Annotated in this window: 11 protein-coding genes; all 11 read left to right on the top strand. The window is 42.9% G+C overall.

The genetic code is table 11. The features are described 5' to 3' along the window. The first annotated feature begins 162 nt into the window (after positions 1–162). The 11 genes from ACQ5BJ_RS17300 (at position 163) to ACQ5BJ_RS17250 (ending at position 22,576) form a co-directional block, all read left to right on the top strand. The gene (locus tag ACQ5BJ_RS17300) at positions 163–2,169 is read left to right on the top strand and encodes a DUF5693 family protein (protein WP_268620991.1); all 2,007 of its coding nucleotides are present in this window, start codon (positions 163–165) and stop codon (positions 2,167–2,169) included. Continuing rightward, positions 2,145–3,335 carry a polysaccharide pyruvyl transferase CsaB gene (csaB, locus tag ACQ5BJ_RS17295; protein ID WP_430111703.1) on the top strand — a complete coding sequence of 397 codons (1,191 nt, stop codon included), beginning with the start codon at positions 2,145–2,147 and terminating at the stop codon, positions 3,333–3,335. The genes ACQ5BJ_RS17300 and csaB overlap by 25 nt, the downstream gene beginning before the upstream one ends. Positions 3,336–3,348: 13 nt before the next feature. Next, positions 3,349–4,107: a WecB/TagA/CpsF family glycosyltransferase gene (locus ACQ5BJ_RS17290; protein WP_430111701.1), complete on the top strand. Its 759-nt coding sequence runs from the start codon at positions 3,349–3,351 to the stop codon at positions 4,105–4,107. A 114-nt stretch (positions 4,108–4,221) separates the two neighbouring features. After that, positions 4,222–5,355: an MraY family glycosyltransferase gene (locus ACQ5BJ_RS17285; protein WP_005544775.1), complete on the top strand. Its 1,134-nt coding sequence runs from the start codon at positions 4,222–4,224 to the stop codon at positions 5,353–5,355. Between the two features lie 361 nt (positions 5,356–5,716). Beyond that, on the top strand, positions 5,717–9,724 hold the full coding sequence (locus ACQ5BJ_RS17280) for an S-layer homology domain-containing protein (RefSeq protein ID WP_430111699.1): 4,008 nt from the start codon (positions 5,717–5,719) through the stop codon (positions 9,722–9,724). A 611-nt stretch (positions 9,725–10,335) separates the two neighbouring features. Continuing rightward, positions 10,336–13,374, top strand: coding sequence for an S-layer glycoprotein (locus ACQ5BJ_RS17275; RefSeq protein WP_262866483.1), 3,039 nt, complete (start codon positions 10,336–10,338; stop codon positions 13,372–13,374). Between the two features lie 185 nt (positions 13,375–13,559). Continuing rightward, positions 13,560–16,136 carry a hypothetical protein gene (locus ACQ5BJ_RS17270; protein WP_005544764.1) on the top strand — a complete coding sequence of 859 codons (2,577 nt, stop codon included), beginning with the start codon at positions 13,560–13,562 and terminating at the stop codon, positions 16,134–16,136. A 63-nt stretch (positions 16,137–16,199) separates the two neighbouring features. Continuing rightward, on the top strand, positions 16,200–16,736 hold the full coding sequence (locus tag ACQ5BJ_RS17265) for a hypothetical protein (RefSeq protein WP_430111695.1): 537 nt from the start codon (positions 16,200–16,202) through the stop codon (positions 16,734–16,736). Positions 16,737–16,839: 103 nt separating this feature from the next. Further along, positions 16,840–17,103 carry a small, acid-soluble spore protein, alpha/beta type gene (locus ACQ5BJ_RS17260; protein WP_430111693.1) on the top strand — a complete coding sequence of 88 codons (264 nt, stop codon included), beginning with the start codon at positions 16,840–16,842 and terminating at the stop codon, positions 17,101–17,103. 160 nt (positions 17,104–17,263) lie between these two features. Next, positions 17,264–18,463 (top strand): methionine adenosyltransferase, encoded by a 1,200-nt coding sequence (metK, locus tag ACQ5BJ_RS17255; RefSeq protein ID WP_005544758.1) that lies wholly within the window; start codon positions 17,264–17,266, stop codon positions 18,461–18,463. A 162-nt stretch (positions 18,464–18,625) separates the two neighbouring features. Continuing rightward, positions 18,626–22,576: an Ig-like domain-containing protein gene (locus ACQ5BJ_RS17250; RefSeq protein WP_262866482.1), complete on the top strand. Its 3,951-nt coding sequence runs from the start codon at positions 18,626–18,628 to the stop codon at positions 22,574–22,576. Positions 22,577–22,602 lie beyond the last annotated feature (26 nt).

Raw genomic sequence — 22,602 nt, 5'->3', positions numbered from 1 at the left:
AATGAAGCGCAGTTCGGTTATTCTAAGGATAGCTGCAGCTGATGATCAGATGCGTGTCGGCCGTGTCGAATAGACTCGGAACTCATCGAACAATCGAAGCATGCCACAATATTGCGGTGACTCGCGTACAACGTATTCGGAATGGTTTAAGGAGGGAAACAAGTGTTTCAACAGGTAGAGAAATGGAACCGACATATGAAAAAATGGCTATGGCTCGTAGCTATTGTCGGATTAGTAGCCGCTATTCCAGTAGCCGTGCAGCGGGTACAGACAGAGCAGTCGGCGAACAAGGTTGAAATTGTATTCAATTATCGTAATTTGGTTGATATGTCTGGGCTAATGGCTAAGCCAAATGAGTTTATCGATGAGCAGTTGGGACGGCTAAAAGATGCTGGCGTGCACACGATGGCGCTGTTCGAGAGTAATTTGTCGGACTTGAAGTCAGCACGCAAAGTGTTGATTTATAATTCCAACGATGCGGCAACTTTGCAAAAGAAGCTCCCGCCATTAAATGAGAATTATACATATCTTTTGTTCACATCAGCTGAGAATGAACAGAAGCTTTCTCCGATGATTGAGAAGACTTTTCTTCGTTTGGGTGTAGAGGTTCGCGCGTGGCAGTTCGAGGGACGCAATGGATTGATTTTGGAAACTCCAGTTGAATCCGCAGTGATGAAATCGATGCCGCAGGATCCAATCACGATTCAGATGCTGGTGGATAAAGGATTTGCCATTATGCCGCGTTTGTCCGACAGCTCGGAGTATGATCAGGAGCAAATGGATGAACTGCTGCAATATTATAATTCTTTAGGTGTGACTCGCATTTTGTTCGATGGGGATGCGGTTAAAGGCTTTAATGATGATCCAGAGAAAAATAGTTTGGCGGGATTTGCTGATCTGTTGAATAAGCACAACATTGGGATTGCTGCCATTGAAGGCTTGAAAAAGCCGCAGCAGGGCATGAACAAGCTGGCTTATTTGACGAAATATAATGTGGTACGTTTGCATTCGATTAATGATCAGGAATCGTTCAATGATATTGATGTGTTGGCTGATCGTTTCTCACTTGCGACGAAGGATCGCAATATTCGTATGATTTATTTGAACTCAGCTGTTAAGAAAGATGTAAAGAAGTCTGAAATTGTGACTTCGATAGATAATTTGATTCACACCTTGAAGGCACCTGGGGATGCAGTTGCATCGATTGAAAAGAATGGATTTACATTGGGCACTGCGGAGCCATTTACGGTTTACGATGCTTCCTGGCAGAGAATTGCGAAAATCATTGTCGTTATTGGCAGTGTAGCGTTGATCGCGCTGATGATCTCTTATTTTGTACCGTATGTCATGCTTCCAGCTTTCGTGCTTGGCTTAATCGGAAGCGCAGGAATGTATGTGTTGAAACCTGCCTTGTTTGAGCAATTGCTTGCACTTATGGTTGCCATAAGCGCGCCGACGATCGCTATGGTGCTTGCCGTTCGGAGAGTAGATATGAGCCCTTCGATCGTCAACTTTAAGGTACGATTCAGCAAATCGGTTGGTCTGTTCTTACGTACGACGTTATTGTCGTTGATGGCTATCCCATTCGTGATTGCATTGCTTAACAATATTTCGTACAGTCTTGTATTGAATCAATTCCGCGGAGTCAGCTTGCTGCACTTCGTTCCAATTGGCCTTACTGCTTTGTATATCTTCCTCTACCGTGGAGATTCCGTAGTGAAGGAAGCCAATCGCTGGCTCAAAATGCCGATTACGGTGTTGTGGGTCATTGCGGCAGGCGTCGCGGGCGTAGTGGGGTTGTACTACCTATCCCGTACGGGGAATGCGGGAACTGTTTCTTCCTTTGAAAAATCGTTCCGCTCTCTGCTTGAGAATACGTTAGGGGTTCGACCTCGAAATAAAGAATTTTTGATGGCGCATCCTTTATTCTTGGTTGCAGCATTTGCAGCTTACCGTTATCGGATTGCTTTGTATGCGTTCATCATTGCGGTTATCGGCCAATTGTCTATGGTAGATACATTCGCGCATATCCATACGCCAGTCATGATTTCGTTGATTCGTACGCTTCTTGGACTTGGTCTGGGGCTCGTTATCGGAATCATTGGCATTTTCGTGTGGACTATCATTGAAAGGTGTTGGGATGCATGGCGTCCAAAGCTACAAGAATAGTACTTTCCGGATATTACGGATTCAATAATAGTGGTGACGAGGCGGTTCTATTGTCAATTTTGACTGCCTTGGAACGCGCTGGTAACGAAGCCGGCACGGCAATCGAGCCAGTTGTATTATCGGGTGATCCAGAAACGACATCTCGGTTATATGGGGTACAAGCTGTTCATCGAATGAAGCCCGGGGCCCTGCTCGGTGCGATTCGCAGCAGCGATGCCTTGATTAGCGGCGGTGGCAGCCTGCTTCAGGATGCCACCAGTTCAAAGACGATTCCTTATTACTTGGGCGTATTGAAACTTGCACAGTGGTTCCGCAAGCCGACATTCATTTATTCGCAAGGAGTTGGGCCTGTCAATCGCGAGTCCTTCTATCCGTACATTCGCCATGTATTTAGCCGTGCAGCGTATGTTTCGGTACGTGATCGTGAGTCTGCAGAACTGTTAATGCGAATGGGAATAGGGCAAGATAATATCCACGTCGTACCTGATCCAGTGATGGGCCTTCGGTTGCCGGCATCTCAAGGTGAGAAATCCGAACTTGATGACGGAAAAGGATTTGATGAGGCAGGACGACCTTATGTGGGCGTGTCCCTCCGGTTTTGGAATCAGGATCGCTCTGATATGGATTCGATTGTCGATATGCTGCTTCAGTTAAGTCAAATGCAGAATGTCCATCTTCGGTTCTTGCCTTTCCACGGCGCAAGTGATCAAGAAGCTTCCCGTTATGTCATGAAGAAGCTGGAGACTATGGTGCCGGAGGCAGATGGATTGTGCGGCGGCCAATCTGCAAATGCTACAGAGGCTGGCTCGGTGATGAGCTTATGCGCTCCGCTTGAGCACCCTCAAACGATGCTGCGGGAAGTAAGTCAATGCCGGGTGCTGGTTGGAATGCGATTGCATTCCCTCATTTATGCGGCCTCCCAAGAGGTGCCGCTTGCAGGGATTTCTTATGATCCGAAGATTGATCAGTTTCTGCATCGTCTCCATGAAAAGGCGATTGGGACGACAGCTAAGCTGGATGCGGTTCGAGCTGCATCCTATATGTGTGAGTTGCTCAATAATGTAGATGGCTGGCGCAAGGATCATAAGGAAGCAATAACTGTATTGAAGCAAGAAGCAGAACAGCCAGCGCAACAAATTGTGAAATGGCTGCGTCATAAGGCGTAAGGTGGTTTGTGATATGTTAGAAATGAAGGATGTACCTAAAGTTTCGATTTATGGCATTCCATTTTCCAAGCTGAATATGGAAGATACCGTAAAGCTTCTTGTTGATCATATTGACAATGGCCGCTCGGTTCAAGTGATTACAGCGAATCCCATCATGGTGATGGCGGCCTTGGAGAATGATAAGAATATGGCCGTCATGAAGCAAGCAGACCTGATCGTTCCGGATGGAACAGGCATTGTCTGGGCAGCTAATAAATTCGGCGATCCAGTAGTTGAACGAGTTACCGGTTTCGATCTTCTGCATGAGCTGATGAAGATGGGAGAGCTTCGCAAGTGGAAGGTATATTTGCTTGGTGCTGCCCCTGATGTAGTTCAGGCAGCTGCGGAACGGTTACAAGAGCAGTATCCGTCCATCTCCATTGTCGGATATCGAGATGGATTTTTTAAGAGCGATGAGGATGAAAAGGTTGTTGCACAGATCCGTGAGGCGAATCCTGACTTGCTGTTCGTTGCTCGTGGAGCTGATACGCAGGAGCCTTGGATTGCAAAATATCGTCATCAGCTTCAAGTTCCTTTTATGATGGGTGTCGGGGGCAGCTTCGATGTCATATCAGGAAAGGCTAAGCGAGCGCCAATGTGGGTACAGAAGCTGCGTATTGAATGGCTGTATCGTCTAGCCAAGGAGCCAAAGCGCTTCATGCGAATGCTGGCACTGCCTAAATTTGCATGGAAAGTGATGTGGGATAAAGATAAGCCCACAAAAGTGCAGTAAAATGACGTATAATCTTTCATTTTCGTAAGTTTTCACATGAATCCGGCATTGGTGTTTCCATTTTGAACGGAGTATAATTCGATCCGGTAACATAAATGGGGGTTGAAACTACCGATGATGACCGTATACGCAATTGGTGGCTGCTTGGCAGCACTGCTGCTTGCCACTGGATTAACGCCTTTAGTGAAGAAGTTTGCGATCAAAGTAGGTGCGGTTGACGTACCGAATGCGCGGAAAGTGCATACGCGCATCATGCCCCGCATGGGTGGTTTGGCTATTTTTGCGGCGTTTGTAATTACGCTGCTTGGACTTATGCTTTTTATCCCTGATACACTGCTTGGTTCATCGCGAGATGCGAATCTTGTGAAGGCGCTGCTTGCCGGAGGTTCCATCATTATTCTGATTGGTGCGCTGGATGATCGTGTTGAACTGTCTGCGAAAGCAAAGCTGCTCGGTCAGATTGTTGCTGCGTGTGTCGTGGTATTCGGATTTGATTTAACTGTAGATTTTGTAAATGTGCCGTTTGGCGATAAATATTTATTTATTGAAACATGGATTGCAATTCCGCTTACGATCTTTTGGATCGTTGGTGTAACGAACGCCATTAACTTGATTGATGGCTTGGACGGACTGGCAGCTGGGGTATCCGGCATTGCCATTGCCACGATACTGGTCATGGCCATTTTTATGGGCAACCCCGTAATTATTTTGCTCTGCGCCGTCTTGCTTGGAAGCATTATTGGATTTTTGTTCTTTAACTTCCATCCGGCGAAGATCTTTATGGGTGACTCTGGTTCCTTGTTCTTAGGCTTTAGCTTGGCAGTTCTATCTATGCTGGGCTTTAAGCAAATTGCGATTATGTCGTTCATTACACCATTGCTTATTATTGGTGTGCCGCTGTCGGATACATTCTTTGCGATTGTACGCCGCTGGCTGCAAAAGAAGCCGATATTCGCACCAGACAAAGGGCATTTGCACCATTGCCTGCGCGAATTGGGCTTCAGCCATCGGAAGACAGTGCTCATCATCTACGGTATCGCTGCATTCTTCGGATTGCTAGCTGTAATCCAATCTGTTGCCGCATCGAATGATGCGAACTGGGTAACTTTGGTCGTCATCTGCGTCCTGCTCGTATCGCTCCAGCTTGGGGCTGAAGTGATTGGTATCGTAAGCAAGACGAGAAAACCGATGCTGAACGTATTGCATCGCTTGCGCATGAAGGTGCATGCCGAATCGCGTTCGAAATAACGATTACTACAAGTATTACATGCGGACTTTGATGAAGTAAGCTCGCTATTATATTGTATGTTGCACGCATAACCTTTGCTCTCTTAGCGGAGTCAGGCATTTAGCCTGAACTGCTTGGGGCAAAGGTTTTTTGTTATGCCCTTTTTCGTTTTTTATTTCTATGGATACCTTTTCCTTTCACTTGATACCGCTCTTTGCTATAACAGACTATTTTTAATTGTCTTACAGTTCGATATGCGATACAAACTTCGGAGGATTGACTAAAATTTAGGACGAGATTAGCCGATAACAGAAGTACAAGGAAGTGTCGAGCCGATAGGGGCAACTCAAATACGGTTCTAAAACAAGGAGGCTAATAGCGTTGAAGAAACTGGTATCCATACTGTTGACGCTCGCGCTCGTCGTTACGCTCATCCCGGCTTCGCTCGGTACAGCAGTATCAACGGCATTCGCAGCAAGCGCCAACCATTTCGTATTTCCGAATGAACAGTATTCACCTACGTCTGCACGTATAACGAACAGTGAACGTGTGACGTTAGAAGGTACATTGAATGGCGTTAACGGAAATTCGATATCTTATAGCGTGTACAAGCTGAATAAAAATCCTGATCCAAACGCGACGGATAAATATTTAGTGGATCAAAACGATAAACGTGAAGGCCAAACGGCTAACATTATGATCAATGGTTCGAAAATTCAATTGTATAATTTACAGTTGTACCCTGGATTGAACCAAATTACATTCAAAGGCTTGCAAGGCATGTCGGATGTGTATGACTCCATCTTTATCGAGTACCGCAATGGTCCAACGATGTACGACATGTCCGTATCTTTGGATGGGAATGTCTATAACTTGAAAGAAGATGAGTCGACAATTGTTTACTCGGATGCTTCTCAAGGTAAAAAATCGGTAAACGTCAGCATCTCCGGTAAAGCACCGAATGCGGATAAAGTCCAAATTGACGTGAACGGACGAAGCTGGTCCTTTGGTGTGTCTAAGAGCAATGACTGGACGTTCTTTGCTTCTCCAATTGCCATTGAGCAAGGCCGGAACTTAGTTAAAATTAAAGTATTTAACGGTACACAATCGGTTGAAACAACAAGAGAAGTGGCATTTTTCAATGGTGATGTAACGTTCCATGATGTTCACATGAAGGAAAATGGCGGAACAACAAAATATGATTTATCGCAAAGTCCTACGATTACTGCCAATACTAATGGTGTAATCTATGGTCGTGTTCTTATCCCTTACGATTCAACCAAAGCGAAGCCGACTAGCGTGGGTGTCGCATATGAAATGATTGAAACGGGCAGCGGTAATAAAACAAACGGAAATGCAACGAATGTGGTTGAGGTTTCCTCGAATCCAAAATTTGTGGAGTACTCATTTGAAATACCAGGCGCTGTCAAGCAAGATGTTCGTACTAACATTACTTTGACTTCAACGAACTATGCTTTGTCTACTCCTTCATTGCAGAGTATGTCCGGATTTTCCGTATTGTTGAAGGATGCAGGCAAACCATATATTTACGCAGCGAATTATTTGAGTGGATATAACAACACAATGACGCCTGGGGAAGTTGTGGCGCTGCAAGGCGGAAAGCTTGACGGTGCGCAGTTATTTTCCATGCCGGCTGCAATCCAATTTTTAGTGCCTAATGGAAGCAGTCCTAAAATTTCGATTGAATCTGTAACCGACGCATTAGGCAAAAAGCAAAATGCCAATACTTACCATTTAAATCCTACGATTGTTGCCGAGGATGTTACAGTTGAAAATATCAATGGGGTGCCGACATCCATGAGTCGGGTTGTATACCTGATTGACAAGCTGCCAAGCACAGGGAAACAGACGATTGTGTTTCGTTTGGATGGCTCTAATGAAACATATACGGCAACGGTTACTCTTTTATATGGACCATATGTGAAATACGATGGTGCATTTGACGGACAAAAGATTTATACGGATACAACAAATTCTAATCGTCAAGCTCAAGTCATGAAGGAATTACAGGACTTGGCGGGTCAAATCTATAATATTGCGAACGAAGATGAAATTGTATACTCAGGGACAAAACAAACGGTATTTTTCAGTGTCAATAATACAACTTTGGAACTGGCTGAAGGCACAACAAAAAGTCAGTTTAAAATAGTAAGCCAGCAAAAGGCTTTTGATGCGTTGTATATGGGAGACAACAAAATCAAATTTGTATTCCGTTCCCAAAAATCGCATTACGAGAACACCATTACGGTAACGCTTATTCCGACGAACTTGCCGGTTATTCCAGCACCTGAGACAGACGGAATTTATCCATACAGCACAACGTATCCGGATCCGAAGCCAAATGATCCTCGCTTTGAGAAAAAAGGCAGCGTTTATTTGACTCGTGAAGCGCAAATGAATGTATACGGTACGTTCGACTTTATTGATCTCGGAAAAAACAAAGCTGAAATCGAAGGAAAACTTACAACTCTGCGAGGAAGCGGTACGGCTAACGAGCTTCAGAATTACAAGTTAGTGATCCAATCTCCTGTTTTGAAAAACGATAAAAACCCATTAGGGAAAGTTGAGTGGACATTGGAAAATATGTTCACGGACAAAAATGGAGATACGTACAATTCAGGTGCTGTGGTTAACGGAATCTCTGTTTACTACGATAATGATAAACAATTCTTTAGCTTTATTATTAAGGGCATAAATCTTCCTGGTGATGGAACTCCTGTCGCAATGAACATGACTGTATTTAACAGTGGCGAAGGTGGTCCTCGTGCAACATATCGCCTAGAAGTTGTACCGGTAGATGTACCTTACACAATTTTGAAGCCAGCGCTTGAAAAGCGAGTGGTTAACCAAAACTTTGTTGAAGTCATTATTGACTCGCCAGGTGCAGAAAAGGTAGTTATTAATAAAATTCCAGCAGAAAAAATGATTTACTACCCAAGCTATGACAAGACACAAAAACCGTACGAAAATGCGTATCGTGCATTTGTCGTTGGCCTTAAGGCAAATAAAGACAATAAGATCGAAATAGCTATTTCAAGAGGCAAAGATACATTCAAAAATACCATTACGGTGAAGTACGTACCTACGTCGATTCCAGGTGCTCAGTATATGGAGCCGATGAAAAAATCACATAAAGTTTTTGAAGGCATCGTAAACTTAACGTTCGAAAAAGGTGCGAATCTTGTAAGACGTGACTATAATGTGCCGCAGAACTTTAAAAACCAAGTATTTAGCGGCCATAATCTTCTGTTTGCAATTGCGAACTCGTTCGATGGAGAAGTAGACCGTCGCGAATTTGAGTACCAGCCTGCAAACTATGATTTGGCGAAAATTGAAGCAAAGAACATTTTTGAGGCGAGCTTCCCAGAGCGCTTTATTAAGGCCGGTCCGGTCATTTGGATGGATCCAGGTCAAGCGGATGACATCAAGACAGACTCTGTTTATGATCCAATTAAATATGGCGCTGAGCCATATCAATATCCAGGTTCACCAATTGAGATGTTCTATAAGCGTGACCTGCGCAATGAGCTGATCTTGTCTAAACCAGGTAAATTGATTTTGAGCTATGATAAAAATGTAACAGATGACGGTGGTCGCACAGTGAGTGTGTTCCGCTTTGATTCGGAATTGCAGCAATGGGAAAACATCGGTGGAGTCGTTGATGCGAAAAAGCATACCGTTACAGTTCCATTTACGCGCTTTGGATACTATGTAGTTGGTAAGATGTCTTACTCTTATCATGATGTGGTACAGCATCCTTACGCACGTGACTTCATTGAAACGATTTTTGCAAAAGGTGTCATGAATCCATTTGATCCGTTCTCCATGTTTGGTACAGATATGTATGTATCTCGTGGCGAATTCACTCGCATGATCGTTCGTGCGAAGGAAATTCCGTTGAACTATGACGGCAAGAAGCATTTCAATGATGTTGTAGTGCCACAAGCAGATAAGATGAATACAATCAATGTGAATCAGCTGTGGGACTTCCGTTATGTTGAAACTGCCGCACGTGAAGGTATCGTCCGTGGTGTATCGCCGAATGAATTTGGCGGCGACTATTCTATTGTTCGTCAGGATGCAGCAGTCATGCTTGCGAAAGCATTGAACTTGAAGCTGGATACGAATCGCGACAAGGTTCGCAAGGATCTATTGAAGTACTTCCAAGATGCAGACAAGATTGATTACTATGCACAGCCGTCTGTACTTGCGATAGCGAAGAAAGGCTTTATTTCGGGAGTTCCAATCGATCCTTCTGATCCGAAGAAAGGGTATGTATTCCAGCCATCTGCGAATATGCTCCGTGGCGATGCTGCCCTAATCATGGCGCGCGCTATGATTGATTTGAAGAAACTGCCTAAGATGTAACACGGATTCATTAAGTACATTCACGGGTAATAAAGGGGAGAGTCGAATGCTCGGCTCTCTTCCTTTATATATAGAAGAGATACGTAGCATCAGGATCATGGATCTGGAAATAATGTAACGAATCTACCTATGATCATATTCATGGGTGATCTGTCATTCAGTGGAAAACATTGACGAGTGACTCATCGCTATGAAGGCGCTATACTAGGACATGTATTCGTTAATGCATACATATAAATGAATTCAAGTATTGCAATATGTATAGCATATCCGTGTATATGCAGTTGATGATTGTAATAAGCAAGTAAATGTTTGAAATCTGCGAAAAAATATTTAAATAATTTCACGCAGAGCGCAACTTTTTTGAAACCTGTGCGTTTAATATGATGAAGCTCGAATACAGTGGTTAAATTCATAAGTGTTCCCTGTATTTCACAAAAATATACTTTACGCTAGGCAATTGACATTGTATAATGTCTAGAGTGGTATGAGTATTTCTATTTATTTTCATTTGTTCCTAATCGATTACTAGTTTCTGTGGCATGTCCTTATGTTGCAGACTTCTTTTTAGATTACATTTCGCTCACTCTAGGAAGGGGGTGAATCGGCGAATGAGGGAAATGAACTATCAAACTTCTACGCAACAAACGCAACAAACTCAACAAACGAAGCAATTTAGAGGAGGAGAAAAAAAGGTTATGAAGAAAAGATTGGCCCTTCTGCTTTCCGTTGCTATGGCGTTCTCTATGTTCGCAAACGTAGCTTTCGGTGCTGACGCAGCAAAAACAACTCAAGAGAAATTTGATGCTTTGAAAGAAGCTGGTGTATTCTCCGGCTATCCAGGAACTACTGACGCGAAACTTGGTCAAGATATGACTCGTGCTGAGTTCGCTAAAGTTCTTGTTAAATTGTTCGGTTTGAAAGAAATCCATGGACAATATTCTTACAAAGATAAAAACTATGATGCTAAAAACTGGGCAGCTCCATTCATCGAAGCTGTAACAGCTGAAGGCTTGATGCAAGGTAAAGATTTGACTAAGAAAATCTTTGACTTCAACGGTAAAATCACAGTTGAAGAAGCATCCAAAACTTTGGTTACTGCTTTGAAACTTGAGCCAGTTAAAGATGCTCAAAACAAAGCTACTGATTGGGCAAAAGGATACTTCGAAGCAGCAGTTAACGCTGGTTTGTTCTCCAAAGATGCAAACCCTAAAGCAAATGCAACTCGCGCTCAATTGGTAGAAGCAGCATTTGCAGCTGACGAAATGTCTAAAGGTCCTAAAGTAACGTCCTACAAAGTGATCGACTCCAAAACAGTTGAATTCACTATGTCCGACAAAGAAGTTCAAAAGGTAACTTTGGATAAAGCTCTTGAGCCTAACAAAGAAACTGAAGTGACATTCACTTACAAGAACAAAGAAGGCAAAGAGTTCAAGATCACTACTAAAGTGACTTACACTATCACAGCAGCTCAAAAAATCGAGTCTGTTACGGCTGAAAACTTGAAAGAAGTAGTTGTTAAATTCGACGGTTCTCTTGATAAGAAATCCGCTGAAAAAGCTGACAACTACGAAGTTAAGGATGCTAAAGTTGACAGTGCTAAATTGATTGACAAAAACACTGTTTACGTTCTCCTTAAGGAAGAAGATTCTTCTACAATGAAGAACCAAAAAGAAATCGAGTTGAAAGTTAAAGGCGTTCAAAACGAAGATAAGTCCAAAACTTTCGATGAAAAAGTGAAGTTCACGCCAATGGACGTGAAAACTCCTGAAGCTAAAGAAGTTGTAGGCTTGGGTACAAAAGCATTCAAAGTTGTATTCTCCGAGCCAGTTAAGAAATCAGGCGTATTCACTACAAGCAACTATAAAGTTGACGGCAAAACAGTTAGTGCATCCGTTAAATATGTTTATCCAAACATTGCAATCGTAAGCACTGACTTGTCTGTAGGCGAACACAAATTGACAGTCAGCAATGTTGAAGACTTCTCTGGTTTGAAAATTGCTCCAGTTGAAAAAACATTCACAATTGCTGAAGATACTACTGCTCCAGAAGTTGTATCTGCAAAAGCAAAAGATCCAATGGAATTGGAAATCGAATTTAACGAAACTGTTAAATCGATCAGCAAAATCTACCATGGAAACTCCAGCAACACTGGTGAGGTAGAAATTAAAGACAACATCGTAACTGTGAAATTCGAAAAATCTAAGGCTTTGTACTTGGGCGAAAACACAGTTTACATTGAAGGTGCAACGGATTACAGCAATAACAAAGCTAACCGTGAAGTTAAAGTTAACCCTTCTTTGGATGCTGAACGTCCAGAAGTAGAAAAAGTTGAATTGAAAAACAGCGATCATCAGATCATATTGACATTCAACAAAGAGTTGGATGCGGCTTCCGCAACTAACCGTGACAACTATATCTTGAAAGACAAAGACGGTAAATTCTTCAAGCATGATGCTGTCAACAAAAATGACGGTAAAATCTTGACAACACCTACTTACAAAAAAGACAAGAAAACCGTTACTATTGACTTGATCAAACCTTTGGATGAGGGTGACTACATCTTAGAAGTGAATGGTGTTAAAGACAACGCATATGTGAGCAACACAATGCTTCCATTCTCTAAGAAAATCACTGCTGATGCAAAGAGTGGTTCTGCTCGCGCATGGACTAACTACGACGCTAACCAAGACTATATCTACATCCAATTCCCTAAAGCGGTGAAAACGGATGGAGACGGTGATGCAACTATTAAAGCGAAGTACACAGTATTCGGTAAGTCTTTGAATGATGATTATGAGACTCCAGTACTTGTACAACCAGATACAATCCGTATCGATGCTAAACGTGGTACTTTCTTGACTACAGATGGCAAAGTTAAAAATCCATATTCACCAGCTGTTGTAGCTACCTTGATTAAAGACATCGATGGCGACTGGTTCAAAGATGGCGAAAACTACAAAGTTGAAGTAAAAGAGCTTGGCGATGCTAAAGTGACATGGGCTGAAAAAGCTACTGTTAAAGATCGCAATGAGTTGAAAGTGAAATTGACAGGTAAGTTGAATAATGTTGATGTAAGTGACTTCAAAGTTACTACTGTAGATGGACCAAAAGTTCCAAACAGCTATCAACAGGATGGAAACACATTGACATTGAAATTCAATGACAGCAACAAACTTCCAGTAGACCTGTTTGGTGCTCAATTGGTAGCAGTAAACGACAATTCTACAGATACATTTGGAAATCGTATCCAAAAATTCACTGTTGATGTGAACGGTGAACTTAGACCGGAAGCAACTTCTGTTGTAGTTAATAAAGCGACTGTAACTGGTGCTACTTATGAAGCTGTAGTTAGTGTGAACTCGGTTGTATATACTGATTTTGCTGATACTGCTCAATTCATCAAGTTCTTCGGTGTAGAAGTTGATTCACAAAAAGCAGACATCGTGAAAATCGAAGCTGCGACAGATGGAAAAGCTGAGCAAAAATCCTTCAAGATTCTGTTCAACCTTCCAACTAGCGTAAAAGAAGTGAAGTCTGACACTAGATTCCGTGTTGAGCTTCAAGACAAGGGTACTTCAGTAGTTCGAGACAGACAAGGTAATGTTATTCAAGACTTTTACCTTCCTGGAACATACTCCGGTAAGTAATCCTTAAAAAGAAAGCCCCATAAGGGGCTTTCTTTTTTTATAAATATTAAGTTTTAATGATTGAATACAATAATCTCGTTTCCTTACAACAATGTAACCCTCAAACTTATTTCAAAACCGCAACCAACTCCTATCTATTCGCGTTATAATACATATAAGAGAATGAACAAATAGGAGGAACTAGATTGAAAAGAACAACGGCCATTGCGACGATGCTATCTCTGTCTCTTGTACTCGGTACTTTTTCAATAACATTTACGACTGCATACGCTGCAAATAATCCAGCCAGCAATAAACAACAACCTGCAAATAAGAAGCAAACAAAGGTTACCAAACCAACCCCAGTACATACTTTGAATGAACTGAAGCCAATTCAATTAACAGCAAAAAGCTCTGTTAAGCTAACAGATGTTAATCTCAATAAGCAGGATGACGGAACTATTCTGACTTATACGCTTACTTATTACAATAATGAGCAACGGAGCATTCCGCTCATTGATTATTGGACTAAGGTTCGTACGAAAAGTGGAACAGTATACTCAAGCAACTTAACAACTAAGGATAAAGAAAAGAAAAATGTACCGGCTCTTTCACAAATGAATGTCACGTACTATACGAAGATAGCAAAACACTTAACAGTTAATGACTTGAACTTTGACATTATTAAATGGGATTTCAGCAAATCAAATTTTGAAAATAGATTAGGATCATTTAGTATCCCAACTTGGATGATGACATCTACAATAGCTGGAAAACAAAGCACAGTTCGAATGAATGATATTCCGATCAAAACGAGCATCGGTAGTGTTATCGTATTCCCGTCAGGTGATTCTAATTACGTGAATGTGGCTGTCAACATTGAGAATGCTGGTTTTAAACCATTGGAGAATCCTACTTATAAATATGTGTTGAAGACGGCAAGTGGCAGTAATTACCCACTTGTTCCAGATAACATAAGCAAGGAATATAAGCTTCAGCCAAGTGAGAAGAAGACGTTAAACTTTATGACTGCAGTTCCGAAGAACATAATCCTTAATAAATTGGAGATGCAGGTATTAACTGAAGATGAAACATTAAAAATGAACTTACCGATTGCAACCTTATCTTTGCCGCAATCGAACGCTGGTAATTCTAGCATAGCACCAAACAAGGAAAAAATTATCAAAATAAATGATTCAAAAGTGAGTACGAAAATTGTAACTGGTTGGTCAAATCAAAGCTTTGACCAAAATGAAATTACATTGACATTCCAGTTTGAGAACCTGACGAATAGCCCTGTCAACATACCTAAATACGAATTTGAGATTAATGGTCCGAATGGGTTATCTGTTCCGATTCAAACGAAATCGCTTGATAGTCTTGTTCTTAAGCCATTGGAAAAACGCCCAGTAACCTTAACCGCTAATGTGAAATATGACATAGATGTTAGCAAACTTAAGCTGCAAATGAATAGACCTTCTGATCCTGAACAAAAGGATGCACAAAAAGATACACAAAAGGATACAAAATTTAAATATCCAGAAGGTATTTATGGATTACCTGAACTCCAGTCCATGAAAAATCAGACAGGAATCGAATACAATGTTCAGCATAGTAAAGGTAATTTGGGAGTAACCATTGAATCGTTGCAACGGCTTCCGTGGGTAGATGGGGATATCCTGTCAGCCAAAATGAAAATTAAAAACAAAGAGTTTAAAACCATTCAATTGCCTGCTCTTGAAGGTGTATATAAATTAGACACAGCTGATATTACAGGCAAAACGCAAGTTGTAAGCTCTAATGGCGCACTCATTATTGGACCAAAAGAAGAAGTAGATATATACATTGTTACAAAACTCCCTAGTTATTTAGATTTTTCACAAATTCAAGTGGCATTGATGGAAAAATTAGGGGAGTCAGATCTGTCGCCAATGATTCAATTTACAAATGGCGGTAAATTAAGTGAATTGCCAGTGGTTAAATATGGATCCATTCATAGTTTGAAAACACAAGGTCGTAAAGCAGATATTACAGCATCAAATAGTAAGGTATATCCAGGTGCAGCAAATCAAGTTATTTACACAGACCTAATTATGAAGAGCCAGGAAGAACGCCAATCTATCTTATCACAAATGGTTGGATATTATCGTACGGATGATGGGCGTTACTACAAGGCAAATATTACACAAATTCAGGGGCCTACTAACCCACAAGGACAAAATATACTTACTGCTTGGGCTAAGGTTCCAAGTTCGATCGATCCTAAAAAGTTGCAATTTGTTATCGGTGAAGGAATTACCGAAAATAAACTGACTGCACCAAAAGGAGAATCTGATGGTTACGTCAACGCGGTTGCAATGAATTTGGATATTGTTCAGCCTTCTTTCAAACGTGACTTTAAAGATCTTGATTTCTTCCCATATAAGTTGTCGATTAATAATTTTACTGCTACTGCGAACAAGTCTTCGAATTTGTCACTCGAGTTCACTTACGATTTAATTAGGCAGCAAGATTACAATATCGGGGAGTACGAACATAAGTTAATTATTGAAATAACAGATACTAGTGGGCGTAAATTCGAAAAGGCTCTAGAAATTGGCAAGAAAGATTTAGAAGAAGCAAAAAGAAAGTCATTTTCTACTTCCATTTCGGATACATTCTTTGAACAAGTTGAGAATGGAGCCTTCCAAGTATCCCTTTATGATTCATTCCAAGACGAGAGAATCAAAATTGCTAGTTATGGAAGCAGATATAATATCAAAAACCTGAAAACTGGCGACTAATAGAAATCAAGAAAATCCCCTCTGAATGAGGGGATTTTCACTAATAGGAGTGAGGAGGAAAAAATGAACAAATTAACGAAGGTTATTTTATCAACTACATTAATAGCTGGGGGGATCGTAGCAGGTTCTATTTTGGGCGTGAACGCATTCGCGGCAGATACAGCACCAGGAACATCTTCAGATCCTCTTGTCACGAAGAGCTATGTAGAACAACAGGTTAAAGCACTCATTCAAGCTGAATTGAAGAAAGGTAGTACAGGCAACGACGCTAGCAAAGATAAAGACAATGTGAAACAGCCAGAAACAGATGCAAGCAGCACTGAACTTAAAGTCGTTACGATTAAAAGTGGTCAAAAGCTTGTTGCTAAGGCTGGGACAGAGGTTATTGTTCGCAACGGGAAAGCCGTCATTACAAGCCCAGATGAAAATGGTGTGCCAGATGTAACATCAGGGACAGACATTAAGAGTGGACAAGCGGTTGCTACGAACCACTTGTTGTTGTTCCCTCGTGATGGACGCGGCGTTATGCCGGATCCGCAGCAGGAAAATGGATTGATTGTGATGGTGCGTGGCGGCTACACGATACAAAAAGCTGAATAATTAACATGAGCTGGCAAGACGGGCAACATTTCCTGTGGGTGTATCTTTCCGAATGAGGCACAATAAGTGTCACAGATGCATATATAACGAGGGAGGATATACCGTGAGCAAAAAAACGTTAGTGCCAGCCAGCAGAGATGTCTTGTACCGTATGAAATATGAGATTGCAGCTGAGTTCGGGCTTCCTGTTGCTCATCATGGAGCACATATTGGAATGGATACAGAGTTCGCTTCTGAACTCGGCAGCGTTCCGGTTCAACATACGACAAGCCACGCAGATTGGGGTACCCTTTCTTCACGTGATGCCGGTTCGGTAGGTGGCGAAATTACCAAGCGTCTCATCGCGACGGCATTACAGAAAAAATAGGAAATCCAACTTTCGTCGCTTTCATTGACAGGACCGGACAAATACAGTAATATGATTTTTCGAAGGCTGCTATAACAACCTTTTCCATTCCGGGAAAGGTTCATTTTTTGTTTAGGCTGCTCATGGGAGAGCCATATTAAAGGTTAGGAGGTCGAGTCCTATGTCATTGAAAGGACGCCACTTGTTCACGTCCGAGTCCGTTACTGAAGGACACCCGGATAAAATATGCGACCAAATTTCGGACGCGGTATTGGACGCCTTTTTGGCGAACGACCCGAATGCTCGGGTTGCATGTGAAGTATCCGTAGCCACGGGATTAGTTCTCGTCATAGGAGAAATCAGCACAAAGGCAGATTATGTTGACATTCCATCTATCGTACGCAACACGATTAAGGATATCGGGTATACGCGCGCGAAGTATGGTTTTGATTATAACACCTGTGCAGTATTGACCTCGCTTAACGAACAATCTCCAGACATCGCTCAGGGGGTTAACGCTGGCATTGAAACACGTACTGAAGATGCCAAGCAAGAAACAGAGAATATCGGCGCAGGCGATCAAGGCTTGATGTTCGGCTTTGCAACGAACGAAACGCCAGAACTCATGCCGCTTCCGATTGCATTGTCTCACCGCATTGCTCGTCGTTTGTCCGAAGTACGAAAAGACGGCACACTGCCTTACCTTCGTCCAGACGGTAAGACACAAGTGACGATTGAATATGATGGAGATAAGCCAGTTCGTGTAGATACGATTGTCGTGTCGACACAGCATGCTGAAGATACAACATTGGAGCAAATCCAACGTGATATCAGAGAGCTGGTTATTACTCCGGTCGTTCCTAGCGAATGGCTCGATGACAAGACGAAGTACTACATCAACCCAACTGGCCGCTTCGTAATCGGCGGACCACAAGGTGATGCTGGCCTGACTGGCCGTAAAATCATTGTGGATACGTACGGCGGATATGCACGCCATGGCGGCGGAGCGTTCTCCGGGAAGGATCCAACGAAGGTTGACCGTTCTGCAGCTTATGCAGCGCGTTATGTTGCGAAAAATATCGTAGCAGCTGGCTTAGCTGACAAATGCGAAATCCAATTGGCTTATGCCATTGGTGTAGCAACTCCAGTATCCATTAACGTGGACACTTACGGAACAGGCAAAGTAAATGAAGAGAAAATTGTTGAACTGATTCAATCTCATTTTGATCTTCGTCCTGCAGGCATTATTAAAATGCTTGATCTGCGCAAACCAATCTACAAGCAGACTGCTGCTTACGGGCACTTTGGGCGTACAGATTTGGATTTGCCTTGGGAACGTACAGACAAAGCAGATGCTCTGCGTGAGCAAGCAGGTTTGTAACCTAACCTTTATTATTTCAGCGCTTATACAAGACCTCTTTCTAAGCTTACAGGCTCGGAAAGAGGTCTTTTTTGCGTACTAGTAATGATGAATCTAAACTATTTCCTTCTTTTTACCGACAAATAAAGTACAACTGTCTTCGGAATGAAAGGAGCATATAGAATGAAGAAATGGATTGCGGCTACAATGGCCTTCGTCCTTTTTTTAGGAGTGTTCGGATGGGGAGGAGTGCCTGAAGTGCACGCAGCTACCCCTCCTGTGATAGTTAGCACTATGCCAGCTAACGGAGCACAGGGAGTATCGATCAATCCATCAAGCATACAATTTACGTTCAACGAGAAAGTATCCATGACAAATGGGTACATTACGGTAACGAACGAAAAAACAGGAGCACAGCAGCGTTTCGCTGAAACAAGTGCGAATGGAATCGGGAAAATAGCAACAACCGATAATCTAACGTTCCAGTTGGAAGGGCTGCAGCCTTTTGAAGCTGGCACAAGATATGTTATCAAAGTAGATGGAAAGCTTTTTTTGGGAGAAGACTCTAAGGAATTGTCCACACCTACAGAATGGGCATTTTCAACCAAATCTCAGCAGGAAGCGGCGTCCTTCTCGCCACAAGGCCAAGGAATTACTTTGCCTGCGGATGCACAAATTACGTTTAACCGTCCTGTCCAAGCAGGCCAAGGCAGTATCAAGATCAATAAGTTCAGCGACAACAGCGTAGTGAAGACATTAGCTGCGAAGGATTTCACAGTTAACGGACTCACAGCAACGACAAAACTGGATGGTTTGGAAGCGGGAACGGCGTATTACGTCACCATGGATGCAGGCGCATTTCTGGATCTGGATGATGGAACGCCAGTGGCAGGTTTTTCAGGAAAGACATACTGGAATTTTACAACAAATCCAGGTGTAGATACGAATCCCCCGAAAATAACTAAGCGCTCGCTAGACGGAACAGCTGTGCCGCCACAGACGCGCTTAGAGCTAACATTTGATAAGTCTGTTTATCAAGTAACAGGGAATATCGTGATTAAGTCAGACGGTCGCCAAGATATTGTACTTCCAGTTACCTCAGCGATAACGGGTGGAGGATCTGCGATTATCCAGTCTACCAATGTACTATCCCTAGAGGCAAATCGTACATATGTCGTCTCCATACCGAAGGGGGCTTTCCGGGATGCGGCTGGAAATCTGATGGAGGCTGCAGAATGGTCGTTCCGCACGCAATCAACGGATACAACGGCGCCTACGATTGTCAGCTTCGATCCATCATCAGGCAGTGTGTCTGTGCCATCGAACAAGACGTTGATCGTGACCTTTAGTAAACCAATCGTGTACACCGGAAAAGGTGTCGAATTACGACGTAAATCAAGTTCCTACTCAGAATCGGCCAGCGTAAACGTACGCAATTCGAAGGAGTTGTGGATCTACCCGGCCTCTAATTTGCAGGAAAATACCGTGTATGCAGTCAGCATTGCAAGGGGAGCGGTCAAGGATGAGGCCGGCAATGAGTTTGCAGGTTTATCGGAATGGGCCTTTTCTACGGCGATTACCGACCGTAATCCGCCAACAGTTGAAGATGTGACGATGTACAACAACTCGCTAATCCAAATTCGTTATAATAAGACGCTCGACAGCAATGTGAATCCGCCTGCCAACGAGTTCACGGTAACGGTGAATAATGAAGGGCGGCGTGTCAGCAGTGCTTATACCTCTAGCAACTTTGTCTATGTATCGCTAGAAAGCGGTGTTGCAGTTGGTCAGGACGTTAAGATTAGCTATGCAGCACGTTTCCGCATGGTACGCGATACAGTAGGCAATGCAGCTTCCAGCTTCAGCACGCGTGCAGTAGAGAACAAGGTAGACACGACATTAACAAAGCTGCGTGATGGGTATATTTCAGGTTCTACGTTATATCTATATTTTACAGATTCTTTGAAAAGTGTCTCTTCCTATGCAGACGGTCAATTTACGGTCACATACAATGATTCCTCTGTAGGAATTGATAAACTATCACATAACAGCGGCTCGTCTACAGTTACCTTGTCATTAAATCGTTCGGTATCGAACGGAGATGTTGTCAAGGTCAGTTACACGCCAGGCAATTATCCACTAGAGGATACCCGTGGCAGCAAAGTAGGAACGATCGATGAATTTTTCGTACGGAATAGTTATGACAACAAACCGCCAGAGTTAAAAGAAGCAACAGCGCTGGGAACAAAAATGATTTTGAAGTACAACAAACCGATGGATAAGAACAATATTCCGATGAAGAGTCATTTCTCGGTGCTCGTGAATGAAAAGCCTCGTTATGTTACAAAGGTTGAGATTAAGGATAATCGGGTTGAACTGACATTGCAGTCAGCGGTGCTCAAGACAGACACTGTAACCGTGTCTTATGTTCGAGGGAATCCGCCGCTTCGCGATTGGAATTATAACTATGCATCCAACCTGAACCTTGTCTCTGTTTCCAATTCTACAGACAGTGAAGCACCGATTGTTCAATCATTAACATGGAAGTCACCATCGATCATCTTGACGTTCAACAAGCGGCTGGAATCGATGTCGTCGACTTACTATCCACAGTTCCTGGTTACTTCCGGCAATCAGGCAATGAGTATTAAACAGGTATCTGCCAGTGGAACACAAGTGACAATTGAGCTGATGTACCCACCAACTGATGGAAGTAATTTAAGTGTGACCTACAATACAGGTTCAAAAGCACTGAAGTCGGAATCGGGAATTGAGATCAAGACATTCTCGAACATGAAAGTGAACGGCACGGGAACTAGCACAGGTGGAACAACAGGATCGTTGGACAGCTATTTTGTGAAAAGTGATAAAGATAGCTCCTTCGGCGACTACGCCTACGTACTATTGGCGAACACGGCTCAAATCACTTCCGACCGGACAAACAGTGGAATAACGGTTAATCGTTACACACTTGATACGAATAAAGTGAAGACAGCGTTCGAATTTGCTGGACAATCCATGGATTCAGATAAACAGCTGAGATTCGAGGTGCCGTCCTCTGAAGCAGGCGCACGGGTTGTTGTGCCGTTAGCAGCTTTTGAAAAGGCATATTCACGAACGGATGTCATTTGGTTCACGGTTAAGTATAAAGATGTTGTCTACGGGATATCACTCAATCGAGATACGATGAGCAAGATCATTCAGCGTACACAAGGATCTATTACGAACTCTTCGCTTCTTTTTGAGATTGAGCCCGTAAATGAGACTGTGACCATTACAAATGAGCTTTCAAGCTCCCAAGCGACAGCGATGGTGAAAGCTTATCAATTCAGTCTGTTCAATTTGATTGGCAACGGGTCAGGGACTGTACTGGATATCGATTCGGCTGTAAAAATGAAGACAGCGCAGTCTGTAACCGCAAGTCGTGCTGCATTGGTCGAATGGATCAAGAGTTACTCCAAATTCGGCTATTTGCCAACGAAGCTGTCTCGTGCAGGATTAGACACTGTAGCGACTACGAATATGTCAGGTTCCAAAATTATCCTATTTACGATGGGCAAACAATCGTACGCCGATGTACAAGGACATTGGGCGCAATCTGATGTGATGGCCCTCGTATCGAAAATGATTATGAACAGTCGCAGCACAACAAAGTTCGAGCCGAATAAGCCAATTACTCGTGAGGAGTTTGCCGTTTCGATTGCTCGTGCATTAGGACTTACTCCAGACAATGAAGCCGCCAAGCGCTTCCGAGATGTGAATCAAGGAGATATTACCGGAGCTTATATTGGCGCGGCGATCCGTGCAGGTATCATTTCGGGATTCCCGGATGGGACATTTAAGCCGAAGCAATTTATAACGCGTGAACAAATTACGCTTATGATGGTGCGTGCAGCACAGGCTTCAGGATATCGCATGTCTGCAGCACATACAGATGTGCTGAAGCCATACAAGGACTACAAGGATTTTACTCGTGCTGGTGCAACAATCGTAGCACAGGCCGTTCAGGATGGATTGATTCAAGGGGTCAGCGCCAATCGTTTTGATCCAAAAGGATCAGCAACCCGCGCGCAGGCAGCTATTCTCTTGAACCGACTGCTGAAGAAGGTAGGATATATAACATTGGATTATTAATAGAATTGCAAGAAAGCTCTGTCTTT

The organism is Paenibacillus sp. B1-35 (genome assembly GCF_050474385.1).
GTDB lineage: Bacteria > Bacillota > Bacilli > Paenibacillales > Paenibacillaceae > Paenibacillus_B > Paenibacillus_B alvei.
Note: the sequence above shows the minus strand (reverse complement) of the source record. Positions and strands in the feature narration are given on the sequence as shown.

Coding starts and splice junctions, on each gene's coding strand:
- ACQ5BJ_RS17275 (WP_262866483.1), top strand. CDS start 10,336: ATGAGGGAAATGAACTATCAAACTTCTACGCAACAAACGCAACAAACT.
- ACQ5BJ_RS17290 (WP_430111701.1), top strand. CDS start 3,349: ATGTTAGAAATGAAGGATGTACCTAAAGTTTCGATTTATGGCATTCCA.
- metK (WP_005544758.1), top strand. CDS start 17,264: ATGTCATTGAAAGGACGCCACTTGTTCACGTCCGAGTCCGTTACTGAA.
- ACQ5BJ_RS17285 (WP_005544775.1), top strand. CDS start 4,222: ATGATGACCGTATACGCAATTGGTGGCTGCTTGGCAGCACTGCTGCTT.
- ACQ5BJ_RS17265 (WP_430111695.1), top strand. CDS start 16,200: ATGAACAAATTAACGAAGGTTATTTTATCAACTACATTAATAGCTGGG.
- csaB (WP_430111703.1), top strand. CDS start 2,145: ATGGCGTCCAAAGCTACAAGAATAGTACTTTCCGGATATTACGGATTC.
- ACQ5BJ_RS17250 (WP_262866482.1), top strand. CDS start 18,626: ATGAAGAAATGGATTGCGGCTACAATGGCCTTCGTCCTTTTTTTAGGA.